Here is a 25,223-nt window from a genome sequence, read left to right as displayed (position 1 = left end):
GATTTGTTCCCCGCGCTGGACCGGGCTTTGCGGTCCGTCGGTTCGGTGGATCGCGTTGCGGTCGGCATCGGGCCGGGTTCCTACAACGGCCTGCGGACGGCGATCGCGGCGGCGGAGGGGCTCCACATTGCGACCGGCGCGGAACGGGTCGGCCTCGTTTCGCCGCGCGCGCTGGATTGCGCGGAGCGGGAGTATTTCGCGCTGGGAGATGCGCGCGGCGGCGTGCTGTGGGTGGCGCGAATCGTCGATGGGGAAGTTGCGGAGGATTTCGAATTGTTGCCCACCCCGGAGCTGCTGGCCCGGCTCGAGGCTCGGCCCGCGGTGCCTCGGTTCTCGGCCGCCCCGCCGGATGGGATTCCGAATGTCGGGCTCGCGGCGCCAAGTGCCGAGGGGCTGGCGCGGCTCGCCGTAACCAGCCCGGCGGCGACCCGGGCGATCGAGCCATTGTATTTGAAGCCCGCGCATATCACCCAGCCGCGGGCGCGGGGGAACGCGCGCTGAGGGCAGGGTTGCGGGTTGCGTTGGGCGGGCGGCTGCTTTAGCTGTGAGGGCTCCGATTTTCATGAAGCAGTTTCTTTGTCTTGCCGCCAGTTTGGGAATGATTGCCGCCGCCGGAGCCCAGGATGCCGTGCTGGACAATACGGGCCCCGTGGAGAATCCGAAGCCGACCTGGGAAACCCAGAAGCAGGCGCGCACGTGGCAGCTGGCCATCCCGGCGCCGCGCGGGCTCATCACGGACCGCAACGGCAAGCCGCTCGCGCAGTCGCGCATGAGCTACAATCTCGCGATCAGTTTTCCGACGCCGCTCGACATGGACGACCGGCAGGTCGTGGATTTTGCCCGCCAGCAGGTCACGCTCGCCAAGGGGCTGCTCGGTCGGGACATCTCGCTCAACGAGAAGGCCGTCGTCGACCACTACAAGAATCGCGGCGTGCTCCCTTACGACATCATCGAGGATCTCTCGCCGCAGGAGCTCGCCATCGTCGCGAAGGGGCTCACCCCGACGCTCATCCTGCGCCAGACCTACGCGCGTTTTTATCCCGAGGGACAGACCGCCGGCAGCGTGATTGGATATGTCGGCCGACAGGCCCCGCTTTCGCTGCGTCCGATCGAAAATGGCGACGTGATTTTTCCGCGAGTCGAGGGACGCGAGGGGCTCGAGCAGATTTACGATGACGAGTTGCGCGGTCAGCCGGGCATCCTCCACGTCACCTTCGACGCCAATGGCCGCAAGACCTCCGAGCGGATCGCGCAGCCGCCGGTGCCGGGCTACAACGTCATCACAACGCTCGACCGTGATCTCCAGGCGCTTTGCGAAGACGTGCTCTCGAAGAACGCGAAACGCGGCGCGATTGTCATCATCGATCCAAATACCGGCGAAGTGCTCGCTCTGGCCTCGTGGCCGACCTTCGATCCGAATGTCTTCGTGCCGTTCGTGGATGCGGCAAAATTCGAGGCCCTGCAGAAGGATCCCGCCGTGCCGCTACTGCCGCGTGCGTATCGTTCGGCCTATCCGCCCGGGTCGACGTTCAAGACGTTCGTCGGCCTTGCCGGCTTCGAGGACGGCAAGATCAAGCCGGGCACGGAGTTCGGCTGCCCGCCGTCACTTGGCGTGGGCAACTTCGTTTTCCGAAACTGGAAGAAGGTCGATGCCGGATCCTTGAATTTCGTGCAGGCGCTCACGCAGTCCTGCAACACGTGGTTTTATCAGGCCGGCCTGAAGATGGGCTCGAAGCCGATCATCGCCTGGACGAATCGCCTTGGCCTCGGCCAGAAAACCGGACTGCCGCTGAATGCGGAGGAGAAGGGCAACATCCCGAACGACGACTACATGATGCGCGTTCACAAGCGGAAGATTCTCCAGGGCGACGTGGCCAACATGTCCATTGGACAGGGCGACATCCTGATCACGCCGCTCCAGATGGCGCAGGCGATGGGCGTGATCGCGAACGGCGGGCAGTTTCACCAGACGCGCCTCGTCATGCAGATCCAGAGCCTCGACAACAAGGTGGTCGCCGCTTATCCGGACCGCCTCCGGGACAATCTCGCGATCAAGCCCGAGATCATGGACCAGCTCCGCAAGGCGCTGGTCGCCGTCACGGAAGACGGCAACGGCACGGCCCATCGCGCACAGGTGAAGGGCATTCACGTTGCCGGAAAGACCGGCACGGCGCAGTGGGGCGGCGGCCGCGACAGCGACAAGGCGCGCACGGCGGCGTGGTTCACCGGCTTCGCTCCGGCGGACAATCCGCGCTACGCCTTTGCGGCCGTCTACGAGGGCGAGCCGGGCGATAATGACGTCCACGGCGGTTCGCACGGTGCGCCGCTCATCGGCAAGACCCTCAAGCAGATTTTTGCCCCGTCGAAATCCGACGAGGAGTCCAAGGAAGAGGAAGCGACCGACGAGTCGGATTAAGCCGACGTCGAATTTTCGAAAACAAAAGGGCCGGTCGCGAGACCGGCCCTTTTTCGTGAACTTTTGGGGAGGCTGCTTACGTCTGGGTCGCGACGATTTCGCGGAGGACGAAGGGCAGGATGCCGCCGTGGCGGTAGTAATCCACCTCGATCGGGGTGTCGATGCGCAGCATCACGGTCTGATCGACAACGGTGCCGTCGGCCTTGGTGATGCGCAGCGTGACGTCCTGGCGCGGCGTGATTTCGTCGGACAGGCCGACCACGTCGTAGGTCTCCGTGCCATCGAGGCCGAGCGTTGCGGCGCTCACGCCTTCCGGGAATTGCAGCGGGAGGACGCCCATGCCGCAGAGGTTGCTGCGGTGAATGCGCTCGAAGCTCTGCGCGACCACGGCCTTCACGCCGAGGAGGCAGGTGCCTTTCGCGGCCCAGTCGCGGCTGGAACCGGTGCCGTATTCCTGGCCGGCGAGGATGATGAGCGGCGTGCCCTCTTCCTTGTAGGCCATGCAGGCGTCGTAGATGAAGGTCGGCTTCGCGCCGGCCTTGTCGGTGGAGATTTCCTTGTCCGGCGCGGGCACGTCCCTGGCGCCGAAGTAGAGCGTGTAGCCGCCTTCGATGCCGGGGACCATCGTGTTCTTGATGCGGACATTTGCGAACGTGCCGCGGGTCATCACGCGATCGTTGCCGCGGCGGGAGCCGTAGCTGTTGAAGTCCTCGACGGCGACGCCGTTCTCGAGGAGGAACTTGCCGGCCGGGCTGGTCTTCTTGATCGCACCAGCGGGCGAAATGTGGTCCGTCGTGACGCTGTCGCCGAAGATGCCAAGCGGGCGGGCGCCGGTGATCTCGGCGATCGTGCCGGGCTGCATGCCGAAGCTCGTGAAGAACGGCGGCTCCTGGATGTAGGTGCTCGCTTCGTCCCATTCGTAGATCGCGCCGGTGGAGGAGGGGATCTCGTTCCACTTCGGATTCTGCTCGGCAAAGTCGGTGTAGAGCTTGCGGAAGACCTCGGGTTTGAGGGCGGAGGCCATCGCGTCGCGGATCTCGCCGAGGGTCGGCCAGATGTCCGTCAAGTAGACGTCCGCACCGTCGCTGCCCTTGCCGATCGGCTCGCTGCTGAGGTCGATGTCCACCGTGCCGGCGAGCGCGAAGGCGACGACGAGCGGCGGCGACATGAGGAAGTTTGCGCGGATGTTCTGGTGCACGCGGGCCTCGAAGTTGCGGTTGCCCGAGAGGACGGACGCGGCGACGAGGTCGTTCTTCGTGATCGCCTCCTCGAGCGCAGGATGGAGCGGGCCGGAGTTGCCGATGCAGGTCGTGCAGCCGTAGCCCACCGTTTGGAAGCCGAGCTTATCGAAATAGGGCTGGAGGCCGGTCTTTTCGAGGTAGTCGGTGACGACGCGCGAGCCGGGCCCAAGCGAGGTCTTCACGAACGGGTTCACCGTCAGGCCCTTTTCGACGGCCTTCTTCGCGAGCAGCGCCGCGCCGAGCATGACGGACGGGTTGCTCGTGTTCGTGCAGCTCGTGATGGCCGCGATGAGCACGGTGCCGTTGCCCACGGTCACGTCGGCCGTCTTGTAGGGCGAGGGGTAGTCGCTCACCTTGTCGCCGGTCGGGCGATTGGTGGTCATTTCCTCCTTGGAGAGCGGTTCGCCTTCGGTCATGTGGCCGGCGCCCTTGGAGTCGGTGGAAAGCAATTCGGGCTCGGTGCCGGCGCTGGCGCCGTTGATGTGCACGGGAATCTTCACCGCCATGTCCTCGGCCTTTTTGCCGTAACCGCCGTCGGCGACGGTCTTCTCGATGAGGCCTTCGAAGGTCGACTTGAGCTCGGGGAGGTTGATGCGGTCCTGCGGGCGCTTCGGGCCGGCGACGCCGGGAACGATGGTGCCGAGATCGAGCGAGAGTTCGACGGTGTAATCGACTTCGCCGACGCGCGGAATGCCCCAGAGGCCCTGCGCCTTGTAGTAGGTCTCGAAGGTCGCGCAAAGCTCTTCGCTGCGGCCGGTGCCCTTGAGGTAGGCGACGGTCTCCTCGTCCACGCCGAAGAAGCCCATCGTCGCGCCGTATTCCGGAGCCATGTTGGCGATGGTCGCGCGGTCGGTGACCGAGAGCGCGGCGGCGCCTTCGCCGAAGAACTCGACAAATTTGCCGACGACCTTCTGCTTGCGGAGCATTTCGGTCACGCGGAGCACGAGGTCGGTCGCGGTGACGCCTTCCTTCAGCGAGCCGGTAAGATTCACGCCGACGACTTCGGGCGTGAGAAAATACACGGGCTGGCCGAGCATGCCGGCCTCTGCCTCGATGCCGCCCACGCCCCAGCCGACGACGCCGAGGCCGTTGATCATGGTCGTGTGGGAGTCCGTGCCGACGAGGGTGTCGGGATAGTAGAAGCCGCCCTTTTCGAGCACGCCCTTGGCGAGATACTCGAGATTCACCTGGTGAACGATGCCGATGCCGGGAGGCACCACGCCGAAGGTCTCGAAGGCTTGCTGGCCCCACTTGAGGAACTGGTAGCGCTCGCGGTTGCGGGCGAACTCGATCGCGAGGTTTTGCCTGAGGGCGTCGGCGCTGCCGAAGAAGTCGACCTGCACGGAGTGGTCGACCACGAGATCGACGGGGACGAGCGGTTCAATCACTCCGGCATTCTTGCCGAGCTTGTTGACGGCGCTGCGCATGGCGGCGAGGTCCACAAGGAGTGGCACGCCGGTGAAATCCTGCAGGACGATACGCGCGACGACGAAGGGGATTTCCTCCAGCGCGGGCGATTTGGCATTCCAGTTCGCGAGCGTTTCGACGTCCTTCGGCGTGACCTTTTTGCCATCGCAGTTGCGCAGCACGCTCTCGAGAACGATCCGAATCGAGATGGGCAGCCGCGAGATCGGCCCGACGCCCGCTTCCTCCAATGCCGGCAGCGAGAAGTATTTGCCCTCTTTGCCATCCCCCGTAGTAAACGTGCGAACCGTCGAAAATGCGTCAGACATGTTGGGAAAAAAGAAAGCGTGAATCGTGCCGACGCGGCAAGGAAAATGGCGGCGGGTTGCGATTCATGCGCGGCGAATTGCGGTGGGGCGAGCGGGATGCCTTAAGCCTGGCGGGGCAAGGTGATTGCAACGAGGGAACGAGCGTCACGTTCTCGAGCCCGTCGCCCTGTCGGAGCTCGTCGAGTTCGCAAAAACAAACTTTTCGCGGAGGGAGCCATTGTTAGGGTGAGCGCGTTCATGAACCGGGTGTTTTCCCTCTTCGCTCTGGCGCTGATGTCGGCGTCCGGGGTTCGTGCGATGAATACGCCGCCGTTCGTGGCAGGCGTTTCCAACCAGACGCAAAGTTCCGGAGCGGCAATCGGGCCGCTGAGTTTCTTCCTGGCGGATGCGGAGACCGATTCCGATGCGCTCACCATTTCCGCGGCGTCCTCGAATCCGACCTTGCTGCCGTCGGCGGGGATCGTGCTCGGCGGCAGCGGCACGACCCGCACGATCACGCTCGCTCCGGCGACGAACGAGTTCGGCACCGCCGTCGTGACGCTCACGGCCAGCGACGGCTCGCTCTCGGGCAGTTTCTCGTTCGCCGTGACGATCAACAACGGCGCGAGCGTAAGCGGCAATGCGCCTCCGATCATTGGTGGCGTGGCGAGCCAGGTCGTCGCGGCGGGTCAAAAGGTCGGCCCGCTGAATTTCGTTGTGGCGGATGCGGTGACAAACAACGGGAGCCTGACCGTGACCGCCCTCTCGTCGAACCCGACGCTCACGCCCACGATCCAGGTCGGCGGCACGGCCAGCAGTCGCACAGTCACGTTGACCCCGGCGGCCGGACAGACCGGCACGGCCACGATCACTCTCTCGACGACGGATGGAGGCGGCCTCGTGGCAAAGACGGCGTTTCTTGTCACCGTCACGCCCGCCCAAACCCCGCCCTCGATCGCCGGGCCAGCGAATCAGATTGTTACGCTCAGTTCCGTGCCGCCGTTGCTGAACTTCACCGTGAGCGACGGCGAGACGCCGGCGGCGCGGTTATGGGTGACGGCGCGGTCCTCGAATCAGGCCCTGCTTCCGAATTCGGGACTCGCGCTCGGCGGGGCCGACGGGTCTCGCACGCTGGCCTTTACGCCGATGGCCGGTCAGACCGGCGCAGCCACGGTGACTCTCACGGTCACCGATGATGGCGGGATGAGCGCGATGGAACGCTTCCTTTTTGTCGTCACCGATCCCTCCGCACCGGCCTCCCGGTTCCTGCGACCGAAAGGGATCTACTCGCTCGATAGCGCGCTGGGCGGCACCTACAACGGCTCGAGTTTGCGCGACGGCAATATTCGCGATTATCCGTTTGTCGACGGCTACGTGCTGCATGTCGCGTGGGACACGGTGGAAATCAGCCCCGGCGTTTACGACTTTTTCATCATCCAGAACGCGCTGAACAAGCTGCCGATCGGACAAAAACTCTCGCTCATTCTCTCGCCCGACGAGCCGGCCGATATCGCCACGACGCCGGACGTCACCACGTGGGTGGATTCCTCCGGCGGCTCGCCCGTCACGCGCGCGGTGCCGTGGGATCCCTATCTGCGCCAGCGTCGCGCCGCCTTCCTGCACGCCCTGGCCTCCACGTTGTTCGATGGCGTGGCGTTGCGCGATCACCCGCGTCTTTCCGCCCTCAATCCCTTCCTGCCCGGCGGTAACGGCGGCCTGCGCGATCCGTTGCCCCAGACTCTCGATGGCCTGCCGGGCTACACGCGCGCGAAGCTCCTTGGCGCGGTGCAGGATGAGTTGCGCACGCTTTCGGCGGAGTTTCCGCGCACCTACGTGCAGATGGGATTCTGGCCCGTCCTCGACGGCGAGAATGCGGCCTACGGCGGCTTGTCCGCCTGGGAATGGATGCGCCAGCAATTGCTCGCCGAATTCAATGGCCTCGTCCGGCCGCACATCGGATTTTTCATGGATAACCTTTCCGCGAATCGGCAGGCGCCCGGCCAGGACCCGCCCACGGGCTTTCCCAACACCTCTTTTGCCGCGCCCATGTTCCTGTCGCGTGACGCGGAGTTCAATGGCTTCCAGGCGCTCGGCCCGTGGATTCAGCCCTTCCGATCCGGCACGAGCAACAACATGGCGACCAATACGCTGAACGGCACGCCCGCCGATGGCATCGAGACGGGCTACAACACGTTCGGCGCGACGTATGCGGAGATCTACGCGATCGATCTCGACGTGGCTGCCTTCCAGCCGCTGCTCCAGCGCTGGCACGATTTTTTTGCCGGGATCGAGCCGGATGCCGCGTCGGATGAGGACGGCGACAGCCTGCCGCTCGGTTGGGAACAGGAGAACAACCTCGATCCCCGCGTGAATTCCGGAGACGACGGCGCTGCCGGCGATCCCGATGGCGACCAGAAGACGAACAAGACGGAATTTGTCGCCGGCACGCTTCCGCGCGACGCGACGAGCCGGTTCGAGATCGGGCCCACGAAGATCAATGCCGACGGTTCCGTGAGCGGCACGTATCCCGTCGTCGCAGGCCGGAGCTACACCGTCCAATATTCCACCGACATGGCGATCTGGAGCAAACTGCACGACGCCGTTGCGTCGGTCACCGGAACGGCCGATTTCACCGATCCTTCGCCTGGAGACGCCCGCCGTTTCTATCGCGTCGTGACGCCCGCCGTGCCGTGAACGCTTCGCTTCCGCCGCCGCGCGGTGGCGGCCTGGACTTTGGTTCGTGAATCCGGACCTCTCCGCCCGCATCGACTTCCTGCTGGATTACGTCCTCCGGCTCGTTGCCGTGCACGACCTCGGCGAGATTCACGCGGGCGATACCTGCTGCTACGACGTCGCGGTGGGCGTGAAGTCGGGCGTCGGCCGGGACCGGGTTTCGTCGAAATGCTTGACGTCGCGACCGGGAGGCGGCCGATATCAGGGACGGCAAACCGGCCTGGGCGAAGAATTTCGCGGAGTCGCGCAGGGGCCGAAAACGGCCTGGTCTGGCCGGCCGGGCGCTCGATTCAGGGAAGCGCGCGGAGCTTCCCGAGGCTCGCCTGGCCTTCCGGAGTGTCGGAGGCGGGGGCCTTTTCCAATGCGGCAATTGCTGCGGGAACGAAGAGGTGTGGCGGGAGTCGCGGACTGACGATCCGCCAGCGGCCCTTGCTTTTCTCGAGCGAGAAAAAGACCTCCTTCAGGGCGGGTTTGGCGGTGAAGGTCGCTCCAGTGACGAATCCGAGCACGTGGTAGGTGATTTGGACGTCGGCTTTGTTGCCCGTCCACCCGACCTCGCCAATGTCGTAGGATTCGACGACCGCAAAGCTGTCGAACTTGTCGAGTTGCCGCCACATGGTGAATTGGAGCAGCTCGGGTGCGGTCCGGCTTGCCAGGGCCTGTCCGGCGCCGTCTGCCTCGAGATAGGCTGCGGTCACGGAGGCGGGTGCTCCGGGATAGTCGTCAGCCCGGGCGATATCGATGAGCAGGAGGCCGCTCAGGAGGACGAGGAGGGTGGCGAGACGTTGCCGGCTCGATCGAGTCGCCTGGAATGCGATCGGTGAAACGATTCTCGGGACCAACGCGAACATCCTAATTTTCGAAAAGTGGGGGTGTGTCGGCCACGGCCGGAGCGCGGGAGGTCGAGGATCTGGCAGAGCCGGCCACTCGCGCCAGCGGTTTGTCGAGCAGGCGAATGAGATCGTCGGGAGTGAGGCCCCGTGACTGGGTGAGATCGACCAGCTTGCGCAGAGCCAGCGCCCAGTTGGGGTCCTTGATCGTGAGGGCGCGGAGTTCGTGGACGGGTGGGCGAAGGTCGTAGCGGCGCAGCGATTCCAGCGGCTGATTGAGGGTTCTTGCAAGCGCCGCGAGCACCTCGGCCGAGGGATGACGAAATCCGCGTTCCAGATCGGCCACGAAGGCGACCGACTTCAGGCCGGCTCCCTGGGCGAGGGCGCGCATGGAGAGGCCGCGCTCGAGACGGAGCGTCTTGATGCGTTCGCCGAGGGAGGGGGATTCGATGCTCATCGGGTCATTTCGAAGAAATACCCGCAGAATACGCAGAGCTGCATACATCGCAATGATGCAGATAAAGCGCCGCTGGCATATGGAGCCTTGGGTGGCGAGATTTTCCGGATACTTCCTGAATTCAGAGTAAATGATATATCGCCTTGTTCGCATTGATGCGAACAAGGCGATATATGCGAACGGATTTGCCGTGACGATCGCAGCTTCGGCGCCGTCGTGCGACCCAGCCCTCTAAGGGCTCCCGCAGCGCGCTATGCGAAACGCGGACTCAGGCGAGCGTGCGAAAGGAAATTGATCCCGCGATTACGCGGGTGCCCCGGACGGTGCGTCGCCGCGCGGTAGGCGGAGCCGAAAAGGCTGCGGGAAAAATCGAGGGACCGCCCGAGTCGGGGGCTAGCGGGAGCCTTTGACGCGCTCGATGTTCGCGCCGAGCTGGTTCAATTTGTCGTCGATGCCCTCGTAACCGCGGTCGATGTGATAGACGCGATTGATCTCGGTGGTGCCTTCGGCCTGGAGGCCGGCGAGGACGAGGGCGGCGCTTGCGCGGAGATCGCTAGCCATTACGGGGGCGCCGCTGAGTTGGGCGACCCCTTTGATGACGGCGGTGGCGCCTTGCAGCTCGATGTCGGCGCCCATGCGCTTGAGTTCCGCGAGGTGCATGAAGCGCTGGGGAAAGACATGCTCCGTGATGACGCTGATGCCCTCGCTCGTGGCGAGCAGGGCGCACATTTGCGCCTGCATGTCGGTCGGGAAGCCGGGATAGGGCTGCGTCTCGAGCTCGAGCGGGAGTTTGCCGCCGTTTCTGCGAACGGTCATCCTGTCGCCATTCGTCGTGACGCTGTAACCGGCCTTTTGAAGCGGATCCGTGACGGAAACGAGGTGGTCGGGCACGACTTTTTGAAGGGTCACCTCTTCGCCGGCAATGGCGGCGGCGACCAGGAACGTGCCAGCCTCGATGCGATCGGGAATGACGGTGTGTTCGGCTCCGTGGAGCTCCTTCACGCCCTCGATGATGATGCGGCGGGTGCCGGCGCCTTCGATCTTTGCGCCCATTGCGGTCAGGAAATTCGCGAGGTCGACGACTTCGGGTTCCTCCGCGGCGCCGTCGATGACGGTGGTGCCCTCGGCGAGCACGGCGGCCATCATGATGTTATCGGTGCCGAGCACGGTGGAGCCGAATTTGCCGCGCATGTTGATCGTGGTGCCGTGGAGTTCGGGGGCGAGGACCTTGACGTTGCCGGCCTGCACGCGGACAGCCGCACCGAGGGCCTCGAAGCCTTTCAAATGCAGGTCGATCGGGCGATCGCCGATGACGCAGCCGCCCGGCAGGGAAACGGTGGCTTCCTTCTCGCGACCGAGGAGCGGGCCCAGCACGCAGACCGAGGCGCGCATCTTGCGGACGATGTCGTAGGGGGCGTCCGTGATGACGTTCTCGGCCTTGATCTGGACGGTGCCGCTGGCGCGTTCCACCTCGGCGCCGAGTTCGCTCAGGATGGTGAGCATGTAGTGGATATCGCTCAGGTCCGGCACGCGGTGGATGATGCACGGCTCCTTGGTAAGGAGGGTGGCGGCGAGAATGGGCAGGGCGGAATTTTTAGAACCGCTGATGCGAACGTTGCCACTCAGGGATGCGCCGCCGTGAACGAGTATTTTATCCATGTTGAAAAATCAGAGATCGGCGCGCGGGAGCGGCCTGATCGTGCGGAATAACGCGGAATCGTCCGTTCGTCGACTCAGGAAATGAAATCGATGAGGTTTGGCACGCCGGGTGCGGGCCGGACTGACTCGCCGTGCAGTGAGGGCGATTTCCCCCTCGCCGCCGTTGAAGAAAATGACAAGTCTTCGCGCCACGATGAATCGCTCCCTCTTTGGCAAACGCTGCGCCGTGATCGGTATGGTCCATCTGCCCGGTCTCCCGGGAACGCCGCATCATCGCCTGTCGCTACCGGATATCGTTGCCGTGGCGCGCCGCGAGGCGGCCGATCTGGCGGGCGCGGGCGTGGACGCGCTGCTCATCGAGAACATGCACGACCGTCCCTATTGCCGGGGTGGGGTGGGGCCGGAGATCGTCGCGGCGATGACGGCGGCGGCCTGCGCGGTGAAGCGCGAAGTCTCGCTGCCCTGCGGGGTGCAGGTGCTCGCTGCGGCCAACGAGGCGGCGCTTGCCGTTGCGCTCGGGGCTGAGCTGGATTTCATCCGTGCCGAGGGCTTCGTGTTTGCGCACGTTGCGGACGAAGGGGTGATCGAGGGCTGTGCCGCGTCGCTCCTTCGCGCCCGGAAGGCGTGGGGCGCGGAGCACATCAAGCTCTTTACCGATATCAAGAAGAAGCACAGCTCGCACGCCATCACGGCTGACGTGAGCATTGCGGAGACCGCGCACGCCGCGGAATTTTTCTGCAGCGACGGCGTGATCGTGACCGGCGCCGCTACGGGCGACCCGGTGAGCATCGACGAGCTCGCCTCGGTGGCGGGCGCGACCGAATTGCCGGTGCTCGTGGGGTCCGGCGCGACGACGGAAGGCGCCGCCGCGCTGTTTCCGCACGCGAATGCGCTGATCGTGGGCTCTTATTTCAAGCGCGGCGGCCGCTGGGATGCGCCGATCGATCTGCGCCGCGTGCGCGAATTCGTGCGGCACATCGCGTTCCTGCGCGGCGGTTGATTTCCGACGTCAGGCGGGACGTTGCGCGGTGGCGAAGCGGAGCACGCCCTGCAGGTCGCGATGCGTGGCGGCGTGCGCCAGACCGGCGGCGGCGCAAAGGTCCGCCGTGGCCTGCGCCTGATCGTGGCCGACCTCCAGAAAGATGCGGCCGGTCGGGGAGAGGAATTCGGCCGCATGGCTCACCAGACGTCGCACGAGGTCGAGACCGTCGGCGCCGCCATCGAGCGCGAGAAGCGGATCGCGCTGCACTTCGCGGGAGAGTCGGGGAATCTCGTCAGTCGCGATGTAGGGCAGGTTCGCAACGATGATGTCGAACGAAGCGGCGTCCGGCGGCAGGAGATCGGCCTGATGAAAGGTGATGCGTTCGGCCGCGCCGAGTTGGGCGGCGTTCTCCTGCGCGAGCGCAAGCGCGTCGGGAGAGACGTCCACGGCGTGCACCTCGGCCTCGGGAAATTCCAGCGCGAGGGTAATCGCAATCACTCCGCTGCCGGTGCCCACATCGAGAATCCGGGAATTGGGATTCGGGATTTGGGATTGGACCAGCTCGACGAGCTGCTCGGTCTCGGGGCGGGGGATGAGGCCGCGGCCATCGCAGAGAAACGTGCGCCCAAAAAACTCGGCGGTGCCGAGCAGATGCTGCAGCGGGATGCCCTGGCCGCGCTGGCGCACGAGGTCGCGAAGCGGAGCGCGCTCGGCGTCGGAGAGGGGACGATCGAACTCCAGGTAGAGGTCGAGGCGTTTGCGTTTTCCAAGGGCGTGAGCGAGCAGGTATTCAGCGTTCAATCGGGCATCGGCCACGCCGTTTTTCTCGAGGTAACCGGTGGCGGATTGGATGACTTCGAGAACGGTCATGCAGAAGGGAAGGGCGGTCTCAAGATGCGCCGGAGCGTAGCGACAGAAGCGCGGGCGGACCAAATGGAAAACTCGGAGAAATCGTCGAACGGTGTCGTCCTCATCATGCGGACCGACATGAATCCGCGCGGCGGGCGGGGGATTGTGAGGATCTCGCGAGCGAGCGCGTGATCGTTACGCGACGAGCGTCGCTTCTTCCAGTCGCGTCTCGACGTCGGAGGCGTAGAGCGCGTCGATCATCTCGCCGATTTCACCCTCGATGAACTGGTCGAGATTGTAGAGCGTGAGGCCGATGCGGTGATCGGTGACGCGATTCTGCGGAAAATTGTAGGTGCGGATCTTTTCCTCGCGACCGCCTCCGCCGATGAGGCTCTTGCGATGGGCGGAGTATTTCTCCTCTTCCTCGCGGCGTTTGTCCTCGAGCAGGCGCGAACGCATGATCTTGAGCGCGGCCTCCTTGTTCTTCTGCTGGCTGCGGCCGTCCTGGCAGCGCACGATGCGGCCGGTCGGGATGTGCATGACCTGCACGGCGGAGTCCGTCGTGTTGACGCCCTGCCCGCCGGGACCGCCGGCGCGGCAGACTTCGATGCGAAGATCCTGCGGCGGGATCACGAGATCGACTTCCTCGGCCTCGGGAAGCACGGCAACCGTGGCGGCGGAGGTGTGGATGCGGCCCTGCGCCTCGGTGGCGGGCACGCGTTGCACGCGATGGACGCCGCTTTCGTAGCGCATCTTGCGAAAGACGGATTCGCCGCTGAGACGAAAGATGACTTCCTTGAGGCCGCCGAGGTCGGACGGGCTGTTCTCCATCATCTCGACCTTGAGGCCGTTCACTTCGGCGAAGCGGCAATACATGCGGTAGAGATCCGCGGCAAAAAGGGCGGCCTCGGTGCCGCCCGTTCCGGCGCGAATTTCCACGATGGCGTCCTTGTCCTCGTCGGGCTCGGGCGGGAGCAGGGCGACGCGAAGCTCGAGCTCGAGTTTCGGAATGAGCGCCTGGAGGGATTTCAGCTCCGCCTGGGCGAGTTCGGCCATCTCCTCGTCATCCCCGGAGGCGAGCTCCTCGTTCTCGACGATCTCGCGCTGGGATTTCTCGAAAAGCTCCCACTTCTCAAGCAGGACGCGCAGGCGGGAGTGCTCGCGAAGGACTTCCTGGGCGCGTTTCGGGTCGTCGAAGAGATCGGACGAGGAGACGGCGGCGTCCAGTTCGGCGAAGCGGTCGCGTTTGCGGGCAACGAGGGCGGAGAAATCCATGGCTTGGATGACCTTTTCTGAAAACAGAAACGGTGACGCTGGCATGAGGCCGGGCGTCACCGTTTCTTGGGTGGGGAAAGGAATCTAGGCGGACTTCTTCGCGGCGCGGGTGGCCTTGACGCTGCCGTAGCGGCGGGCAAATTTTTCGACGCGGCCAGCCGTGTCGACGAACTTCTGCTCACCGGTGAAGAACGGGTGGCAGGCGGCGCAAATGCCGATCTTGAGATTGTCGCGCGTCGAACGCGTGCGATACGCGGCACCGCACGCGCAGGTGATGACGGTGTCGACGTAGTTGGGATGAATGTCAGCTCTCATGGAAAGTGGGATTAGGGATAATGCCCGAGATCGACGCGGATGCAAGGGTAAAGTGCCTGATCGATCTTCGGCGTGAAGAGAGCCTGCCGGCTGGCGATTGGGCACAGTAACGATTTGCCAAGGTGCAAGCGACGCGGCAAGCTCGCCAACAGTGTCGACATCACTACCGGGAGACAACAATCCAGCAGCGGACGGCGCGGGCGACGCGTTGAATTTCCAGCATTTCTCGGTGGCGCTCGTCGACGGGCACCCGGTGGAACTCGGACGGGGGGCGATGGGCATCACCTACAAGGCCTACGATCGCAACCTGCACGTGCACGTGGCGTTGAAGGTGATCAATGGCGCGGTGCTGACCAGCGACACGGCGAAGGACCGCTTCCTGCGCGAGGCGCGGTCGGCCGCGGCGCTCCGGCATCCCAACGTGGCGGCCGTGTTTTACCTCGGCGAGCAGGACGGCAGCGTCTTCTACGCAATGGAGTATGTGGACGGCGAGACGATCGAGGCGTGCATCCGCCGGGAGATCGGGGTGTCGCCGGTGATGGCGTTGAAGATCGTTGCCCAGGTCGCCTCGGCTCTCGCGGCCGCGCAGAAGGAGGGCATCATCCATCGCGACATCAAGCCATCGAACATCATGCTCATGAAGTCGGACGACGGCGAGGTGAGCGTGAAGGTGATCGATTTCGGCCTCGCGAAGAGCATCGAAAGCGACCCGAATTCCGCGACCGTCACGCTCACGCAGGGCGGGTTCCTCGGAACGCCGCACTTCGCGAGCCCGGAGCAGCTCGAGGAAGGCGAGGTCGATACGCGGTCGGACATTTACTCGCTCGGCGTGACGCTCTTTTACATGCTTGCGGGCAAGACGCCGTTCAGCGGCTCCATGGCGCAGGTGATGAGCCAGCACCTTTACCGGCAGCCGCCGCTGGAGCTGCTCGAAGGCCAGCCGGCAGTCGTGATGGAGTTGCTCAAATCCATGCTGGCGAAGGATCCCGCGGATCGGCCGCAAACGGCGCTGGAATTGAAGAAGCGCGCGGAGGCCTGCCTTGAAGAGCTCGCTTTCCTCGGGGAGACGGCCGTCACCCGGGTTCCCGCCGAGCGGCCGGACATCGGCGAGGTCGTCGGGGGACGTTTCACGCTGGAAGCGGCGCTGGGAAGTGCCGGCGAGTTCCTGCGGTTCCGGGCTCGAGATGCGGAGAATCCCGACAGACTGGTCGAGGTCGTGATGGTCGACCCGGCTGCAACAATGATTCCCGGACTGCGCGACGAGGTGCGGCAGCGGCTCGGCGTCATCGAGCGGATCGAGGCAGATGCCGTGCGGCATGTGGTCGCACAGGGCGGATCGGGCCGGGGCTGGTATTTTGCGATCGAGAGCGTGGAAGGGATTTCCCTGCTTCGGGTCATGAAGGCGCGGCGCAGTCTCGAGCTCGAGGAGGCGCTCGTGGTGCTGCGCCCCCTCGCGCTGGCGGCCGACGCTTTCGACGCGGCGCCGGCGCCCCGGCCCGAGCTGGCCCCGCACGAAATCGTTCTGACCCCCGCCGGTGACCTCTCGCTGCCGCTGAACGAGTGGCCGGATTTGTCGGTAAAGATCGATGCCCTGCGCATCGAGCATCTGCTGGACGTGCCTGCCGACGTGACGGTGGTGCATTCGTCCGCCGCGACCCTGCGCCGCGGAGATGGCGAGGACGCCGGAAACGCGGCCTTCGCGGTGGCGGGGCTTGCCTGTGAACTGCTGGGAGGCGCTCGGTTCGATGCCCGGAGTTCCGGCCAATGGACGCCGCTGTCCGAACTCACGCAGGATGGAAATCTCGTGGTGCGCCGGGCGCTCGACGGCGGCTTTGCCACGGCGGCGGAATTCGTCGAGGCGCTCGTCGGGGAGGGGACTTCGCGGCCGGCAACCCCGGTGGCGCGTGTTCCCGAGGCGATGCCGCCTCCGCTGCCGCTTCCGGAGAAGCCCGCTCCGGCTTCGTCTGCGTGGATCCTTGCAACGGTGCTCGGAATCTGTGCGCTGCTGCTGGCCGCGGGGATTTATTTTCTCTGGCCGAATTCCCGGCCCGCCGAGCCAATGGCCGGACCTTCCGCGACGCCAACGCCCGGAGCCTCGCCGACCGCAACACCGCTGGTGACTTCCGAGCCCAACCAGACCCCGACCGCCACGCCGGGCGCGGCTCCCGAGCGCGAGGCGTATGCCGCGGCCGAGGTCCAGGCGGCGAGTCTCGAGGCTGCGGGGAACGATGGACCGGCGCTGCTGGCCTACGCGCAGTTGTCCGCCGCGCACCCGGAAGACGGCGCCTTGTTCGAGGCGGTGAAGCGCATCGCCCAGAAAATCGAGACGGAGCATCCGAAGGGCGTCGACGCGGCGCAGTTGCCGGCTTTGCGGCCGGGACTCGAGGCCGCCGGCTGGCGGGGAAGCGTGAATGCCTGCGTCGTGCTGGGGCATTCCCTGTTGAAGAGTGATCCGGTGGCGAGCCTTCAGTGGTTTCAGGAAGCGGCGAAGGGCGGGCGCTCGGACGCGATGGCTCTCGCGGGAATGATGCTTTCGAGCGGTCGCGGCGTTGCGAAGCCGAATCCGGAGGCCGCGGTCGGCTGGTTCAAGGCGTCGGCCGAGCGCAACGACCCGAACGGCATCACCTATCTCGGTGAGTGCTATTCGCTCGGCTACGGCGGCTTGCCGAAGGACGACAGGCGCGCCGTGGAGCTGCTGACGATCTCCTCCGACATGGGCGACGATCGCGCCATGGGCCTGCTGGGTCGGCTCTACGAAAGCGGGCGCGGCGTGGAAAAGGCGGACCCCGGGAAGGCCTTTGCTTTGTATCAAAGCGCTGCGGCGAAGGGAAACATGAACGCCCAGGCCCAACTCGGCCGCCTCTACATCAGCGGCGTCGGCGTGGAGCGGAACACTGCGGAGGCTGTGCGCATCTGGCGCGAGGGCGCGGAGAAGGGCGATGCCGAATGCATGCGCCTCTATGCGATCTCGCTCGAGGATGAGAGCATCTCGAACGATCCCAGGCAGGCGCGCGAGTGGTATGTCAAATCCGCGCGGCTCGGGAATGATCGAGCCATCGCGTGGTGCCAGGAACACGACGTGCCTTTCGAGGTTTCTCCCGAAGCCACGGCGAGCCCCACACCGTAAGGGCTCTTGACAGTTTCCAGGGGGGCTAGCACGCTCTCCCGACCGCATGAATGCCACCCTTTTGAAGAGTGCAGGGATCGCCGCCGTTCTGGCGATCGGAACGTCCGGATGTTCCAATCTGACTCCCGGGGAAAACGCCGGAGTTTTCGGCGCATTGACCGGGGTCGCTGTCGGCGTGCCGCTTGCTGCGGCGGGGGTCGATCCGAGCATTGGCATCCCGATCACCCTTGGCGCCGCGGCCCTCGCGGCGACGACGGCTTACATCGTTGCCAAGCACCAGGCCGACGAGGAGCAGCGCCGCATTGCCGAAGCCCGGGCGCGTCTCTACATGGCGAAGCTCGAAAAGCAGCAGCAGGAGGATGAGGCCGAGGCCCGCCGCGCCGCGCAGGCCTCCGCCACCAAGCCAAAGCCCGTGGCCAAAAAGCCCCGCTACATCGCGGTGGAGACCGAGAAGGGCTCCGACTACAAGGGCAAGACGGCCGTGATGATCTACGATACGCAGTCCGAGAAGCTCGTCGGCAACGACGTGTATGATCTCAAGAGCACGCCGAAGGCTGGCACGGTGTCGAAATACGACTCCGTCCAGGCCCAATACGTCGGCGCCGGCACGTAGCCGCGAGGCGAGATTTTTGCGAAGGCCGCGCGAGTCCCGCGCGGCCTTTGTTTTGCCTAGACCGGGGCGTCGGCCAGGGGCGCCTGCGCCCGCTGGTGCCACTCGCGATAGACGTGGGGCGAAATTTCGGAGGGCTTGATCTCGCTACGCCCGCCCCAGAAGACATTGGTGTAGGTCACCGGAATGCCCGCCGCTTCGAGATGACGGTCGATCGCCGCCTTGTGCTCGAGCAGGCGATCCCGGTCCGTGCCGTGGGCGACGGCCATGATGTTCACGTTGTTGAATTCCGGCCCGCCTTCGCGCCAGTAGCAATGCGTGAGAATGTCGTGCCGGCCGATCTCGGAGCCGGCCTCGACCTCGCGACCCGCAGGCACCGCCCAGTGGAACAGGCCATTGAAACGCGTGACCCGCACGCCGCCCTGCGAGGGTTTGACGTGTTCGAGGAACGTCGAAAAGCGGCCGATCACCTTGCGGGCGTTCAGCGACTCCGCAATCTCGTAGAATCGCTCCAGCGAGACCCCGGCGGCGGCGGCGCGGCCGGTCCACACGGGTTCCTGAATTTCGTCGATGGCGAACTCCCGCTTGAGCTCGATGAGGACGTCCCACTCCTCGGGCGTGAGATGCACGGTTTCGACCTTCAACATCTGCGCGGGCGCTTCCGATTTGTCGCCGGGCTCGATCGTTTTCCGACGCACGTGGCCGACGCCGAGGGCGAAAATGCCATTCGCGGGCATCAGCCGGTAGGCTTCCGCCCCGGTGCGCGCGAGCAGGTCGTCGCAATGCTCGGTGAGTGATTCCCCGGCGGGAACTTTCACGGTCGTCCAGAGTTTGTAGGCCTGGCCGGGAATTTTGGCATCCGTCGAGCGGACGACGACGTGGCCCGAGAAGGGATCTTCCTTCGACATGAAGTCGAACGCATCGTCGAGACGATCGGCCGGCACCTTCCAGGCAACGAGGGCGCCCTCGGCGAGATTCGTGGCGACGAGCGTCTGCCGCACGCGGCGGATCGTGCCGGCGGCCAGCATCGCGCGGATGCGCTCGAGCACGACGGGGAGTTCGACACCGGAGAGCCGGGAAATTTCGTGGAACGGTTCGCGGACAAAGCCACGGATCTTGTCCTCGGAAATGGCGAGGATGCGGGAATTGACGGGGTCGTTGTGCTCGATGGGCGTCATGGACGGAGAAGCGACACTTTGAATTCTCGGGCGTCTTGACGCAAGGGCGATGCCCACTCGAAATCGCAAGGGATTGACAATGAGCGCGTGATGGCGAATTTTTTCGCCCCCTCATTTCCTTCCCGTCGTCTTCATGGAACGTTGCCCACTCCAACGGATTTTTTCCGTCGTCTCTATCCTGGTCGTCGTTGTCCTGATGACCTTGCCGGCGAGAGGGGGCACAAAGGTGCGCATTGCGACCACAATCGGAAATATCGATTTCGAACTCTACGATCAGGACAAGCCGGTCACCGTCACGAATTTCCTGCGTTACCTTAAAGCGGGCCGCTACAGCGGATGCTTTCTCCACCGCCTGAGCCCGGGATTTGTCCTGCAAGGCGGCGGCTACGGGCTGACGGCGAATCCGGACGGCACTTACGCTGTCACTGCCGTCGAAGCCTATGCCCCCATCGTGAACGAGTTTTCCGTGGGAAAGACCTACAGCAACACCTACGGAACCATTGCGATGGCAAAATTGCCCGCCGAGGACGGTGACGGGAATCCCGTTCCCGGGGGCGGGCCTGACTCTGCCACCTCGGAATGGTTCCTCAATCTCGCGGATAACTCCGCGAGTCTCGACAGTCAGAACGGCGGCTTCACGGTTTTTGGCCGGGTGATTGCCGGTTTCGATGTGCTCGCTCTGTTCAATACGGCCTTCGTCGACGAGGCGAATGATGGGGTGGGAGTTTACAATGCGAGCGGCGCGCTGGGGAACGCCTTCACGAACCTTCCGTTGCTGGCAAATGGCCTCAATACGGACAACCTCGTTTTCAGCGAGATCATGATCCTGCCGGAAACCTCCGTGCCAATCCTTCCGTCGATTGCCATCAAGGGAGCCGCCAGGTTGAGCACGGGGAAATCGATTCTCACGCTCAAGGGCACGGCATCATCCAGCGTGGCGAAAATTGAATGGCGTCTCGGCAAAAAGGGAAAGTTTCGCCTCAGTTCCGCAGGCTCGACTTGGAAACTTCGCGTGAAGGGTCTCGAGATGGGGAAAAATATCGTGACGGTGCGCGGCGTCGGTGCTGACGGTGTTCGCGGTGCGCCAAAGAAGCTGCGAATCCTCCGGAAATAGCGCGTCCCGCGAGACTGGCTGTCCGATTCGAAACCTGCCGCGAGATGGGCGGGTGATTTCCAATTCCGGCTCTCATGGCCTCCCGACATCTTCCCCCTTATTTCGATTTTTCCTGAAGGGAATCCTCCCGGTTCTCGCTTTCCTTTTCACCTCGTTAGCGATTTTCGCTGCAGATGGAGGTCAGCGACAAGTTGACCGGACTGTGGGCCGGCGTGCCGGGGTTCTCGCTCGCGCAACTGCGGGCTACGAGGGCCCGGAATGTTATCAGCTCAAGCCCGTGACCGACGGCAAGCCCGCCGTCTGGTGCCTCGTGCTCGATCGATACAGCAAGAACGCCGGTTATCATCCCTTCGTCACCGAGGATCTCGCCGCCGGACAATTCACACCCGCGCCGGATTTCCGCTTTCTCTTCCTCTTCCGTCACGGCTCGATTCTTCCGCTCAGCCCCGAGGAATTCACCCGCCTCGAATCGGCATTTGGGAAACCCGGCTCCCTGAAAACGCCGTGACCCTCGCTACTCGCTCATTGCGCGGCGTTTCCTTCGGCGGCGTCCACGGGGTCCTTCATGCGATTTTTGGCAACGGAGAGAAGTTTTGTGCGGAGACTTGTCCAATTTTCCTTGCTCCCCGCATGGGTGCGCACGTAGTTTCCCGGGTTCTGATCTCGATAGAGAAACTGGACTTGGGTTGACTCTCAGGCGGGGTTTTTCTTCGGCTTGTTTTCGGGCGGCTGCAACGCCCCTGGCAACAACCGGAGATAACGACCGTATAGAAAGTCAATGCAGGGTAAAATCCGGAATTGGAAATCGTTAAAATTCAGAAGGGAGGGTGGCTGAGTCCGGTTTAAGGCACACGACTCGAAATCGTGCGTGGGGTTAAACTCACCGTGGGTTCGAATCCCACCCCTTCCGCCATTTATCCCACCGCCTGAGTGTTCGATTCAGGGTTTCATGGTGTGTCTTTCGGTTGATGTTTGGGCCACGTCTTGTGGTTTCATCCGGTTAAAAGACGGCACGCTCTTCACCCCTCATGATTTCGTCGAATCGCACATGATTATTTGATTTCGATCAAAAATCTGCCCGGCAGGCTCGCTTGAGCACCGGTAAAAGATTTTGAGGGATCGCGAAAAATGCTTCGTTGAAGAAGATCATGAGGAACAGAAGTCTCGATGAAGCCTTGGAAAAGCTTGGACGCGAAAGCCAGGCTCCGGCTCTCCCTGCGAATTTTGAAACGAACGTTTGGCGGGCGATTCGAGAGCGGCGCGCGACTGCGAGCAAGACGTCGATCTTGGATGGCCTGTTGGCGATCTTGTTTCGTCCAGCCGGGGCATTTTCGGCGGCAATGGTCACGGTCGCGATTGCGATCAGCGTAGGTTCCCTTGAAAGTGCTGGAGCTTCTTCGAGGAGCGCCTCCGAAATGTCGATCTTCGCCGCCAACGCGCCGTCGCTTCCGTCGACCTTGATCGGACAATCCAAGTGAAGAAGACCTTTCAATTTATTGGACTGCTCCTGGTCGTCGCTCTGGTTGCGAGCGCGAGCTGCATGCTCACCCGGATGCTTTTTCATCCCCAGCGTGCATCGGGAACTCATGAGTGGATCCACAAGGAACTCGGGGCCACGAACGAGCAGGAGCGGACGCTAGAGCCCATCGAAAACGCATTCGAGCAACGCAAGGCCGTCCTGAGTCAGAGAATCCGCGAGGCCAACGGAGAGCTGGCGGACGTCATCCTCACGGATCAACAAGACTCGGCGCGCGTCAATGCCGCCATCGAAAAGATTCACGCCGCCCAGGGACAACTGCAGATGGAAACCATCGCGCATGTGTTTGCTATGAAGGCGGTCCTCACGCCGACGCAGTTTGAAAAATTGCTTCAGCTCACGGCGGCCGCTCTTCGCTCGAATTCGGACGACAGTCATTGATCGCGGTGTCGGACGCAGACCTTTCTCTCGTAGAGGCGCTGCAGAATGGCGATGACGCCGCGCTCGACGAGTTGATGGGGCGGCACAAGAGACCACTCTTCTCGTTCATTTACCGCTATGTGCTCAATGCCGAGGATCTCACGCAGGAAGCCTTCGTTCGCGTGTATTTGAACATTCGTTCGTTCAAGCCCAACGCGAAATTTGTGACCTGGCTCTATACGATCGCGGCGAATCTGTGCCGGGACCATGCCCGCAGCAAGTCACACAAGGAAGCGGGACAAACCCGCTCGATCTACGAAGGCGAGAAACCTCTGGAGCTGCCATCGAACCAAGCGGCTCCGGATCAGACCGCCGTCACTCACGAGACGCTCGACGATGTCCGAAAGGCCATCGACGCGCTTCCCCATGACCTGAAGGTTCCACTGATTCTCACCGCGTTGGATGGGCTTTCGCAAATCGAGGCTGGCGAACGCTTGGGAATATCTCCGAAGGCTGTGGAGGCCCGCGTTTATCGGGCGAGGCGGCGGTTGGAAAAGGTTCTGAAGGTCAGTTGACCGAACCTGCGAGGCATCCCTCGCGATATTCCGTTCATTCAAAATGGAAATCACGCCTTGACCCCGGACATAACTACAGGGTTTAGGCTCGAAGCATGGAAACCGATTTTTTGACCACAGGCGCCCTCGCTGCAGAAGCGGGCGTCAATCTTGAAACGGTGCGATTTTACGAACGCAGCGGACTCCTGAAAAAGCCAAGGCGCACGGCGGCGGGCTATCGTCAATATCCCAGTGCGGACGTGGTCAGACTCCGATTCATCAAGCGCGCGCAAGAGCTGGGATTCTCGCTCAAAGAAATCGCCGAACTTCTCTCATTGCGGGCGGCTCCCGCGCGCAATCGCTCTCGGGTGAAACGTCTCGCCGTGGACAAACTCACGGTAATCGAAGGCAAGATTCGCGACCTGATGCGCATGCGGGACACGCTCGCATCGGTTTCCTCCGCGTGCGATGGCCGGGGCTCGGTCGTCGATTGCCCCATCATCACTGCGCTGGAGAACGATCAGTAGGAAAGCGCCGTCCATTGCATCGGGATGGCGCAGTCACCCGGCAATTCACAAGCGATCACTTAGATCAACAATCACGAAGCAATTTTTTAAGAAAGCCCGCGAGAGGGCAATGAGGAGGGAAACGACTATGAAAAAACACGCGACAGTTTATCGGATGGTGACGTCGAATCACCTTTGTCCCTGGGGAATCAAGTCCCTCGATCTTTTGAGGCGCAGCGGCTACGAGGTCGAAGATCACCATCTGCGGACGAAAGAGGAAAACGAGGAATACAAGAAGAAGCACGGCTACGACGAAACCCCACAAATCTTTCTGGAGGGCAAACATCTCGGCGGCTACGACGCGCTTCGCGAGTATCTTGGAAAGGGCCCCGATCCAAGAGAGGGAAAAACCTATCAGCCGGTAATTGCGGTTTTCTCCGTCACGCTGCTAATGGCGGCAGCCGTGACTTGGGGCTCATACGGTTCGCTCGTCCCGGTTCGGATCCTTGAGCTTTTCGTGGCTTTCAGCATGTGCGTTTTGGGGATTCTCAAACTCCAGGACCTGCTCTCCTTTGCCACGAGCTTCGTTCAATACGACCTGATCGCCCGGAGATATGTGCCTTACTCGTATGTGTATCCTTTTGTCGAAGCGGGCGCTGGTATCCTGATGATTGCAGGATGGGCGACGTGGGTCGCCGCGCCCGTCGCCCTTTTCGTCAGCAGCGTTGGCGCGATTTCGATTATCCAGGCCGTATACATCGAAAAGCGCGACCTGAAATGCGCCTGTGTCGGGGGCGGCAGCGCCGTGCCGCTTGGGTTTATTTCCCTGACCGAGAATCTCATGATGATGGCAATGGCGGTGTGGATGATCGCCAAAGGGCACTGACATCTCGGAGGCTCGACGCCTCTCGATGCTCTTTATCCCAAATTAGCCATTCCGTCCCGGGCGCGACGACAGCTCTGGGCCGCGTTCCGGTTATGGACGCCGGCCAGAGCCACGCCGTCCATATCAGAAAAAATTTCTCAAAAAATCGTGAGGGATTTTCATCGGGGCCTCGTTTGCAACGGTATGAAAGTTGTAACACCCCTTGCCGCCGCAGCCTTGATGCTCGGCTCCTCCGCGGCGTTCGCTGGAACTCCTGTCGCGGTTGCCACCGGCAGCCGAAATGTCACCGCTCACGTTTCCTCCGCGGAAAAGGGGATTCGTGTGGGGGGGGGCGGTGGCTCGCACTCTCGGTCTTGGATGTAGCGGCGGAACGATTCGCGTCTGCGTCTATTCCCCGGAAGGCAAAATGGTCTCGTGCAAGACAACGCGGGTGACCTACTCGAACCGCCGCCCGATCGTCCGCAGCCGCGTTGGCCACTATTCCACAACGGTGCAAGCCGCTCCCGGCTCGACCATCCGCGTCGGTGGCTGCTCGCACTGCTAATGCTCTCGCCTCAACACCACATATATACACCACCATGAAAATCACCTGCCTGCTCGCAGCCATCGCGATGATCGCTGCTCCGCTCACCGTCAAAGCCGCCGATCCCACGCCGAAGCCTTACCCGCTCACGACGTGCTTCATTTCTGGCGAAAAGCTCGGAGAGATGGGCAAGCCCGTCGTCTTCACCTACGAAGGCCAGGAGATCAAGCTGTGCTGCAAGGACTGCAAGAAGCAGTTCGACAAGGACCCCGCCGCAGCCATGAAGAAGTTCAACGAGGCTGCTGCAGGATCGAAATCATCGGGCCACTCGATGAGCAACATGTAATTCCACGTGCGGC

Annotated in this window: 22 protein-coding genes and 1 tRNA gene; 14 read left to right on the top strand and 9 right to left on the bottom strand. The window is 63.3% G+C overall.

Translation table 11 applies throughout. The features are described from left to right. Both VIM61_01710 and mrdA read left to right on the top strand, forming a co-directional pair. Nucleotides 1-501, top strand: a 501-nt coding sequence (locus VIM61_01710) for a hypothetical protein (GenBank protein ID HEY8899119.1), incomplete at its 5' end; no start/stop codon positions are given. Nucleotides 502-562: 61 nt separating this feature from the next. After that, nucleotides 563-2,416, top strand: a complete 1,854-nt coding sequence (gene mrdA, locus VIM61_01705) for a penicillin-binding protein 2 (GenBank protein ID HEY8899118.1) — start codon at nt 563-565, stop codon at nt 2,414-2,416. A gap of 76 nt (nt 2,417-2,492) precedes the next feature. Here the strand turns inward: mrdA and VIM61_01700 are convergent, their stop codons facing one another. Further along, nucleotides 2,493-5,390 (bottom strand): aconitate hydratase, encoded by a 2,898-nt coding sequence (locus VIM61_01700; GenBank protein ID HEY8899117.1) that lies wholly within the window; start codon nt 5,388-5,390, stop codon nt 2,493-2,495. A 237-nt stretch (nt 5,391-5,627) separates the two neighbouring features. Here VIM61_01700 and VIM61_01695 point away from each other — a divergent pair, with 237 nt between their 5' ends. Further along, nucleotides 5,628-8,063 carry an Ig-like domain-containing protein gene (locus tag VIM61_01695; protein HEY8899116.1) on the top strand — a complete coding sequence of 812 codons (2,436 nt, stop codon included), beginning with the start codon at nt 5,628-5,630 and terminating at the stop codon, nt 8,061-8,063. Nucleotides 8,064-8,392: 329 nt separating this feature from the next. Here VIM61_01695 and VIM61_01690 read toward each other — a convergent pair whose 3' ends face one another. The 3 genes from VIM61_01690 to murA all read right to left on the bottom strand — a co-directional run bounded on the left by VIM61_01690 (nt 8,393) and on the right by murA (nt 11,048). Further along, a complete protein-coding gene (locus tag VIM61_01690) occupies nt 8,393-8,953 on the bottom strand; it encodes a hypothetical protein (GenBank protein ID HEY8899115.1) in 561 nt (186 codons plus the stop codon). A gap of 1 nt (nt 8,954) precedes the next feature. Next, on the bottom strand, nt 8,955-9,389 hold the full coding sequence (locus VIM61_01685; protein HEY8899114.1) for a helix-turn-helix domain-containing protein: 435 nt from the start codon (nt 9,387-9,389) through the stop codon (nt 8,955-8,957). Nucleotides 9,390-9,782: 393 nt separating this feature from the next. Next, a complete protein-coding gene (murA, locus tag VIM61_01680) occupies nt 9,783-11,048 on the bottom strand; it encodes a UDP-N-acetylglucosamine 1-carboxyvinyltransferase (GenBank protein HEY8899113.1) in 1,266 nt (421 codons plus the stop codon). A 193-nt stretch (nt 11,049-11,241) separates the two neighbouring features. Here murA and VIM61_01675 point away from each other — a divergent pair, with 193 nt between their 5' ends. Beyond that, complete coding sequence (locus VIM61_01675; protein HEY8899112.1) at nt 11,242-12,048, top strand: BtpA/SgcQ family protein; 807 nt, start codon at nt 11,242-11,244, stop codon at nt 12,046-12,048. A 9-nt stretch (nt 12,049-12,057) separates the two neighbouring features. Here the strand turns inward: VIM61_01675 and prmC are convergent, their stop codons facing one another. The 3 genes from prmC to rpmE form a co-directional block, all read right to left on the bottom strand. Further along, a complete protein-coding gene (gene prmC / locus VIM61_01670; GenBank protein ID HEY8899111.1) occupies nt 12,058-12,900 on the bottom strand; it encodes a peptide chain release factor N(5)-glutamine methyltransferase in 843 nt (280 codons plus the stop codon). Between the two features lie 174 nt (nt 12,901-13,074). Beyond that, a complete protein-coding gene (prfA, locus tag VIM61_01665; GenBank protein HEY8899110.1) occupies nt 13,075-14,154 on the bottom strand; it encodes a peptide chain release factor 1 in 1,080 nt (359 codons plus the stop codon). An 84-nt stretch (nt 14,155-14,238) separates the two neighbouring features. Further along, nucleotides 14,239-14,469, bottom strand: a complete 231-nt coding sequence (gene rpmE, locus VIM61_01660; protein HEY8899109.1) for a 50S ribosomal protein L31 — start codon at nt 14,467-14,469, stop codon at nt 14,239-14,241. Nucleotides 14,470-14,620: 151 nt separating this feature from the next. Between rpmE and VIM61_01655 the strand changes: the two genes are divergently transcribed. Beyond that, nucleotides 14,621-17,596 carry a protein kinase gene (locus VIM61_01655; GenBank protein ID HEY8899108.1) on the top strand — a complete coding sequence of 992 codons (2,976 nt, stop codon included), beginning with the start codon at nt 14,621-14,623 and terminating at the stop codon, nt 17,594-17,596. A gap of 46 nt (nt 17,597-17,642) precedes the next feature. Next, nucleotides 17,643-18,209: a hypothetical protein gene (locus tag VIM61_01650; GenBank protein HEY8899107.1), complete on the top strand. Its 567-nt coding sequence runs from the start codon at nt 17,643-17,645 to the stop codon at nt 18,207-18,209. Nucleotides 18,210-18,265: 56 nt separating this feature from the next. Here the strand turns inward: VIM61_01650 and VIM61_01645 are convergent, their stop codons facing one another. Further along, complete coding sequence (locus VIM61_01645; protein ID HEY8899106.1) at nt 18,266-19,384, bottom strand: Lrp/AsnC family transcriptional regulator; 1,119 nt, start codon at nt 19,382-19,384, stop codon at nt 18,266-18,268. A 133-nt stretch (nt 19,385-19,517) separates the two neighbouring features. Here VIM61_01645 and VIM61_01640 point away from each other — a divergent pair, with 133 nt between their 5' ends. The 3 genes from VIM61_01640 (at nt 19,518) to VIM61_01630 (ending at nt 21,411) form a co-directional block, all read left to right on the top strand. After that, nucleotides 19,518-20,498 carry a peptidylprolyl isomerase gene (locus VIM61_01640; protein ID HEY8899105.1) on the top strand — a complete coding sequence of 327 codons (981 nt, stop codon included), beginning with the start codon at nt 19,518-19,520 and terminating at the stop codon, nt 20,496-20,498. Nucleotides 20,499-20,775: 277 nt separating this feature from the next. Continuing rightward, nucleotides 20,776-21,006, top strand: coding sequence for a hypothetical protein (locus tag VIM61_01635; GenBank protein ID HEY8899104.1), 231 nt, complete (start codon nt 20,776-20,778; stop codon nt 21,004-21,006). Between the two features lie 313 nt (nt 21,007-21,319). After that, nucleotides 21,320-21,411 (top strand) — tRNA-Ser (locus tag VIM61_01630). Nucleotides 21,412-21,564: 153 nt separating this feature from the next. Here the strand turns inward: VIM61_01630 and VIM61_01625 are convergent. Continuing rightward, on the bottom strand, nt 21,565-22,062 hold the full coding sequence (locus tag VIM61_01625; protein ID HEY8899103.1) for a hypothetical protein: 498 nt from the start codon (nt 22,060-22,062) through the stop codon (nt 21,565-21,567). Between VIM61_01625 and VIM61_01620 the strand changes: the two genes are divergently transcribed. The 5 genes from VIM61_01620 (at nt 22,051) to VIM61_01600 (ending at nt 25,210) form a co-directional block, all read left to right on the top strand. After that, entirely contained in the window at nt 22,051-22,416 is a 366-nt protein-coding gene (locus VIM61_01620; GenBank protein ID HEY8899102.1) for a periplasmic heavy metal sensor, read from the top strand. The two genes, VIM61_01625 and VIM61_01620, sit on opposite strands and share 12 nt — an antisense overlap. 5 nt (nt 22,417-22,421) lie before the next feature. Next, the gene (locus VIM61_01615) at nt 22,422-22,970 is read left to right on the top strand and encodes an RNA polymerase sigma factor (GenBank protein HEY8899101.1); all 549 of its coding nucleotides are present in this window, start codon (nt 22,422-22,424) and stop codon (nt 22,968-22,970) included. Between the two features lie 95 nt (nt 22,971-23,065). Further along, nucleotides 23,066-23,476 carry a MerR family DNA-binding protein gene (locus tag VIM61_01610; GenBank protein HEY8899100.1) on the top strand — a complete coding sequence of 137 codons (411 nt, stop codon included), beginning with the start codon at nt 23,066-23,068 and terminating at the stop codon, nt 23,474-23,476. A 127-nt stretch (nt 23,477-23,603) separates the two neighbouring features. After that, on the top strand, nt 23,604-24,341 hold the full coding sequence (locus VIM61_01605; protein ID HEY8899099.1) for a MauE/DoxX family redox-associated membrane protein: 738 nt from the start codon (nt 23,604-23,606) through the stop codon (nt 24,339-24,341). Nucleotides 24,342-24,919: 578 nt separating this feature from the next. Beyond that, on the top strand, nt 24,920-25,210 hold the full coding sequence (locus VIM61_01600; GenBank protein HEY8899098.1) for a hypothetical protein: 291 nt from the start codon (nt 24,920-24,922) through the stop codon (nt 25,208-25,210). The last annotated feature ends 13 nt before the right edge of the window (nt 25,211-25,223 follow it).

The sequence above is a fragment of the Chthoniobacterales bacterium genome, from assembly GCA_036569045.1.
Classification (GTDB): Bacteria; Verrucomicrobiota; Verrucomicrobiia; order Chthoniobacterales; family JAATET01; genus JAATET01.
The sequence above is the reverse complement of the archived record's forward strand: the minus strand, read 5'-3'. Positions and strand labels throughout refer to the sequence as shown.